The 5,608-nt window shown below is 71.6% G+C and carries 8 protein-coding genes and 1 pseudogene; 3 read left to right on the top strand and 6 right to left on the bottom strand.

Annotated features, from left to right (window positions below; all coding sequences use genetic code 11):
• Positions 1-433, top strand: a pseudogene (locus tag ESO86_RS18830) (hypothetical protein); the annotation flags it as partial.
• A 114-nt stretch (positions 434-547) separates the two neighbouring features.
• Here ESO86_RS18830 and ESO86_RS10580 read toward each other — a convergent pair.
• Positions 548-748 carry a DUF3073 domain-containing protein gene (locus ESO86_RS10580; RefSeq protein ID WP_129234860.1) on the bottom strand — a complete coding sequence of 67 codons (201 nt, stop codon included), beginning with the start codon at positions 746-748 and terminating at the stop codon, positions 548-550.
• A gap of 187 nt (positions 749-935) precedes the next feature.
• Here ESO86_RS10580 and ESO86_RS10575 point away from each other — a divergent pair, with 187 nt between their 5' ends.
• Positions 936-2,105: an NAD(P)-binding domain-containing protein gene (locus tag ESO86_RS10575; RefSeq protein WP_242492318.1), complete on the top strand. Its 1,170-nt coding sequence runs from the start codon at positions 936-938 to the stop codon at positions 2,103-2,105.
• 9 nt (positions 2,106-2,114) lie between these two features.
• Here ESO86_RS10575 and crcB read toward each other — a convergent pair whose 3' ends face one another.
• From crcB to ESO86_RS10550, 5 genes are read right to left on the bottom strand one after another with little or no spacing between them, the layout of a single operon-like run.
• On the bottom strand, positions 2,115-2,486 hold the full coding sequence (gene crcB / locus ESO86_RS10570; RefSeq protein ID WP_129234858.1) for a fluoride efflux transporter CrcB: 372 nt from the start codon (positions 2,484-2,486) through the stop codon (positions 2,115-2,117).
• Positions 2,483-2,902 carry a FluC/FEX family fluoride channel gene (locus ESO86_RS10565; protein ID WP_129234857.1) on the bottom strand — a complete coding sequence of 140 codons (420 nt, stop codon included), beginning with the start codon at positions 2,900-2,902 and terminating at the stop codon, positions 2,483-2,485. Before ESO86_RS10565 ends, crcB begins: the two co-directional genes overlap by 4 nt.
• Before the next feature lie 9 nt (positions 2,903-2,911).
• On the bottom strand, positions 2,912-3,427 hold the full coding sequence (locus ESO86_RS10560) for a GNAT family N-acetyltransferase (protein WP_129234856.1): 516 nt from the start codon (positions 3,425-3,427) through the stop codon (positions 2,912-2,914).
• Between the two features lie 43 nt (positions 3,428-3,470).
• Positions 3,471-4,082: a PadR family transcriptional regulator gene (locus ESO86_RS10555; protein WP_129234855.1), complete on the bottom strand. Its 612-nt coding sequence runs from the start codon at positions 4,080-4,082 to the stop codon at positions 3,471-3,473.
• Entirely contained in the window at positions 4,079-4,921 is an 843-nt protein-coding gene (locus ESO86_RS10550; RefSeq protein WP_129234854.1) for a DUF4097 family beta strand repeat-containing protein, read from the bottom strand. Before ESO86_RS10550 ends, ESO86_RS10555 begins: the two co-directional genes overlap by 4 nt.
• A gap of 171 nt (positions 4,922-5,092) precedes the next feature.
• On the opposite strand from ESO86_RS10550, the gene ESO86_RS10545 reads away from it, so the two are divergent.
• A partial coding sequence (locus tag ESO86_RS10545) for a MerR family transcriptional regulator (protein ID WP_165307641.1) occupies positions 5,093-5,608 on the top strand: 516 nt, incomplete at its 3' end.

Here is a 5,608-nt window from a genome sequence, read left to right as displayed (position 1 = left end):
TTCCGATCTTCGCGGACCGGCCGCGGTGCCCGTCGGCAGGTGGGTCGCCGCGACGGCGGCCGCGGCATCCGCTGCGTGGGCGCTCGGGATGCTGCCGTCGACGCTCGACGACGCCGGCGTCGGGATCGACTGGACGCTGCCTGCGACGTGGGTGGTCGTCGGGTTCGCCGGCCTCGCACTGCTCGCGAGCATCCCGCTCGCGCAATGGCCCGTCCTGGCGGCGTCCGGCGTCCCGCGACCGTGGCGATGGGTGCCGCTCGGCATGGTCGCCTGGCTCGCGGGCCTGCCGTTCACGTTCGCGCCGTCGCCGATCGTCGACGTGGGCACCCCGGCTCCGGCGGTCTTCGCGCTCTTCGCGGCGTCAGGCGTGCTGATGGCCCTCACGATGGCCTTCGTGACGGGCCTCGGGCTCAGGCGGATGCTCCGGGGATGACCCGCGAGCGCACCGACGCCCGCACTGCACCGGAGGGCGCGCTGCGACCCTCCGGGCATGCGAGAGCCCCCGGCGCGGTGCCACTCTCGGGTGAGACCGCTCAGCCGGGGATGATCAGGAGCGGTGGGACCCGTCGTCGTGGACGTAGGACTCGTCGTCGGCGTATTCCGCCCACTTCGACATCTCCTCGTCGGTGTGGTCGTGGTTCGAAGCCGTGAGCTCGCGCTCGAGCGCGCTGTAGTCGGTGGCCGGGCTGAAGTACTTCAGCTCCCGAGCGACCTTGGTGTGCTTGGCTTTCTGACGGCCGCGCCCCATGCGTGACCCCCTTACGACGTCTGGCCGGATGGGATGGACGTCACCCGGCTCTTTGATAATGAACAATCCCGGCTGGTAGTTTACCACCGCGCCGGGCGCCGATCGGATGCCACGGCGGCGCTGTGGAGGCGCCCTCCGCGCCACGCCGTGGCGACCGGCACCCCTCCGGGCATGGTGGGATGGTGGGGTGGATACGATCCCCGACCGCGTGAAGGTCGCGGTGATCGGTGCCGGACAGGCGGGGCTGTCTGTCGCCTATTACCTGCGACGCTTCGAACTCGTCGCCGACGAGGACTTCGTCATGCTCGATCGCGCCCCCGGACCGGGTGGCGCGTGGCAGCATCGCTGGTCGTCCCTGCGCCTGGGCACGGCGCACAAGGTGAACGACCTGCCGGGCATGGGGGAGCTCGGCATCAGCTTCGAGACCGCCGACCGGACGCTTCCCGCCAAGGAGGTCGTCGCCGACTACTACGGCCGGTTCGAGGAGCACTACCGCTTGAACGTGCATCGTCCCGTCGACGTCCGGCGCATCAGCAACGACGGCGTCGACCTGCGCATCGAGTACGAGGACCTGAGCCCGCAGCCCGCCGAGGAGCTGAAGAGCCGCGGCTTCTTCGGTCGCCGGCGCAAGACCTTCGAGGCGGCGGCGCCGCCGCCCGCGCCGCGGGGCGAACTGCACACCCAGTACCTCGTCAACGCCACCGGGACGTGGGGCTCGCCGTTCGTGCCGTACTACCCGGGCATGGGCGACTTCCGCGGGCGTCACGTGCACACCTCCGACTTCGCGTCGGCCGAGGACTTCCGCGACGAGGACGTCGTCGTGGTCGGCGGCGGGACCTCGGCGATCGGCTTCATGCTCGAACTCGAGGGCGTGGCATCCGGTCTCACGTGGGTCTCGCGCCGCCCGATCGACTGGCTCGACCGGCAGGAACTCGACCTCGAGGGCGCGTCGGCGGCGGTGTCCAGGCAGGACGAGGCGGCCCGCGCCGGTCGCGCGCTGCCGTCGGTCGTGAGCGGGACCGGCGTTCCGAAGAACCGGCGCATCGCGGCCGGGATCGAACGCGGGCTGCTCTCGGCGAAGCCGATGTTCGACCGCATCGAGGCCGACCGCGTGGTCTGGTCCGACGGCAGCGAGGCGAAGGCGGATGCCATCATCTGGGCGACCGGCTTCCGGCCCGAGCTGCGCCACCTCGCCCCGCTGAAGCTCCGCGAGAAGGCCGGCGGCGTGACGGTCGGGCAGGGCGCCGCATGGCACGATCCGCGGATCTTCCTCGCCGGCTACGGGCCGCAGGCGTCGACGATCGGGGCGAGTCGCGCCGGGCGCATGATCGCGCGCCAGATCATGGCGATGATCTGAGCGGACCGGTCACCCCCTGGCCAGGAGGTAGAGACCGAGGGCCGCGCCGATGCCGAGCGCGAGCGTGACCAGCACGTTCAGCACGGCTGCGCGCCAACGGCCGCCGTCGGCGAGCTCGATCGTCTCGACGCACCAGGTGCTGAACGTGGTCAGTCCGCCGCAGAATCCGGTGACGAGCACGAGGCGCACGTCGTCGGAGACGGCGGCGCGTTCGGCGAGCCCGATGACGGCGCCGGCGAGGCCGGATCCGACGAGGTTGACGACGAGGATGCCGCCCGGCAGGTGACCCGGACGCACCGGGTAGGCCTTCGAGAGCAGGTACCGGAGGACCGCGCCGATGGCGCCCGCGACGAGCACGGCCGCGAAGACCAGCGCGCTCACAGCGTCGCCCCGTCGTCCGTGACCTCCGTGGGCATGGGGCGATGCGCGAGTGCCGAGCCGAGCTTCAGGCCGGCGGCGGCGAGCGCGAGGCCGGCGACGAGGGAGGCGCCGAGGTAGAGGGCCGCGAGGGCCGTCGCCTCCTCGCGGTCGAGGATCGCGACCGCGCCCATCACGGCCGACAGGGTCGTGAACGAGCCGATGAGTCCCGAGCCGATGCCGGCCTTCATCCACGCGGGTGTCGACGGACGGGTCCAGAGCCCGCCCGCGAGCCAGCCGAGCACGAACGTGCCCACGAGGTTCGCGATGAAGGTCGACCACGGGAATCCGTCGTCGGCGTGCGGCAGCGCGGTGTCGAGCGCGAGGCGCAGGCCCGTTCCGGCGAGACCGCCGACGAAGACCGCGAGCGAGGGGGGCACCCGTCGAGGCTACGCCGTGCCCGGCGCCGGGGCGGGCAGCACCCACACGTTCGACGGCAGCCACGTGCCCTTGGGGAACTCGAACTCCTCGACGCCCTCGAGCACGAAGCCCGCGCGGCGGCAGAGCGCGTTGGACGGGTCGTTGTCGACGCGCGGGTACGCGGCGATGGCGCGGGCGGGGTCGACGCGATGGGCTTCGGCGATCACCTGCGCGAGCGCCGCCCGGGCGTACCCGCGCCCCTGGAACGCCGCCTGCACGGCCCAGCCGACCTCGAACAGCTCTCGCCCGCCCTCGTCGCGCGGCCAGAACCCGATCGCGCCGACCCCCTCGGGGTGCTCCGGCGTGACGATCGCGAACATGCGCGACGAGCCGTCCTCCCAGCCGCGGAGGTAGCGCGCGTGTCGCGCGAGCAGCTTGGCCTCGGACTCCGGACCGCCCAGGTGTTCCATCAGCTCGGGCGCGTTGTTGCGCCGCAGCAGGTCGAGGTCGCCTGCCGACCACGGGCGGAGCACGACATCCGTCATGCCTGCATGCAAGCGGATGCCACCGACATCCGCACGCGCCGGATCACCCCTGCGCGAGCTCTTGCAGGACCTCGGCGCGGACGTCGGCGAGCCGAGTGCGCAGCAGCGACACCGTGTCGGCGTTCACGCGACCGCGATTGGCCTGGTTGCGCAGCTCCAGCCGGATCTGCTGGCGGAACTCGGTGATGGCGAGGTCGGCCTCGTGCATCGCGCGGGTCGACTCGGCCGTCGGCTGGGGGGTCGCCGGTTCGGTCGTCGCGGCCTTGCGCGCCTCGCGGGCCGCGCTCGCCAGCTCGGCCCTGAGCGTGCGCATGGCCGAGTCGACCTCGGCGCGGACGCCCTCGGCGAGGCGCCGGATCGAGTCGGTCATGTCGTCCTCGATGGCGTCGAGCTCGTGCCGGCGGGACTCGAGCTCGGCGCGGCCGGCGTCGGTGATCTCGTACACCGACTTGCGGCCGTCGGTGCGCTTGGTCACGAGTCCCTCCTCCTCGAGCTTGGCGAGGCGCGGGTAGATGGTGCCGGCGCTCGGCGAGTACGTGCCGCCGAAACGGTCGGACAGCGCCTGGATCAGCTCGTACCCGTGACGGGGCTGCTCCTCGAGCAGGGCGAGCAGGTAGAGGCGCAGGTTCCCGTGGGCGAACACCGGGGGGTTCATGCCGAGGCCTCGCCGGAGTCGGCGGGAGCCGTCGCCGGCTGGCGCCGGATCACCGAGATGCTGCCCGACACGCTGTTCGCGCCGAGGTCGAGCCAGGTGCCCTCGAGTTCGCCCGTGACGCGCTCGAAGCCCTTGCCCAGCGTGCCCTTGATCTGCGTGTCGTCGAGCAGCAGCTTGCCGCTCACCGTGTTCACGCGGTAGCGGGCGCCGCTGCCGGGATCGAAGCGGAGCGTGAGGTCGCCCGACACGCTGTTGGTGTCGACCCGGCTCGGCGTGCCCTTCGCGTCGAGCACCATGTCGCCGGAGACCGTGTCGACGTTGAAGGAGCCGACCTCGCCGGTCACCGTCACGTCGCCCGAGACCGTGTGCGCGGTGACCCTGCCGGTGTGGTCGCCGACGGAGATCTCGCCCGAGACGCTCGAGCACTCGACGTCGCCCGCGTGGTTGTCGATGACGAGGTCGCCCGAGACCGAGCTGAACTTGCCGTCGTTGTCGAAGCCCGACACGAGCGCGTCGCCCGAGACGACGCCGAGCTTCATGGCGACGTGCCGCGGCGCGAGGATCGACACCTCGGCCTTGGCGCTGCCCGTGAAGCCCTTGAAGACCTCGAGGAAGTTGTCCCACCGCAGCTGCGGGTGGTCGATCTCGAGCGAGTCCCCGTCGATACGGATCATCAGGTCCTTGCCGGTGACGTTCGACACCTCGACCCGGGCGCCGGGTTCGTCGTGCGCGATGACGTCGACCTTGCCGCCGATGAGGCTGACCTTGAGCTTGCGGACGAGCTCGAGGTCGATGACCCGGCTCTCCCCGGGGTTCACGACCCACTTCTCGATGGCCATGTGTGTGCTCCTTCTGATGGACGGTTCGGATTCACGATATATCGCGTTTCCGGGCAAGTCAAGATATATCGCGTTTCAGGCGAGTGCGTCGCGGCCGCGGCATCCGCTTGACCTTGACGCTACGTCAAGTTCTACCGTGGAGGCACCGACGGACACGAGAGGAGGCGGGCCATGGACTGGTCGATCCAGGAGATCGCGAAGCTCGCCGGCACGACGAGCCGCACGCTGCGTCACTACGACGACCTGGGGCTGCTGCCGCCGAGCCGCATCGGCGGCAACGGGTACCGGTACTACGACCGGGCGGCGCTCGTGCGCCTGCAGCGCATCCTGCTGCTGCGCGAGCTCGGGCTGGGGCTCCCGGCGATCGCCGACGTGCTCGCCGGGCAGACCGGCGAGGCGCGCGCGCTCGAGGGGCACCTCGCGTGGCTCCGCCAAGAGCAGGACCGGCTGGCGCGCCAGGTCGCGTCGGTCGAACGGACGATCGAGGCACTGGAAGGAGGTGAGGAGATCATGGCGAAGGACATGCTGGACGGCTTCGACCACACGCAGTACCGCGAGGAGGTCGAGGAGCGCTGGGGCGCCGACGCGTACGCCGCGGGCGACCGCTGGTGGCGCGGCATGCGCGACGACGAGCGCGCCGCGTGGAAGGAGCGCAGCGCGGCACTCGGTCGCGACTGGACCGCGGCC

It is taken from the genome of Agromyces binzhouensis, assembly GCF_004135055.1.
Classification (GTDB): Bacteria; Actinomycetota; Actinomycetes; order Actinomycetales; family Microbacteriaceae; genus Agromyces; species Agromyces binzhouensis.
This window is presented reverse-complemented; position numbering and strand designations above follow the sequence as displayed.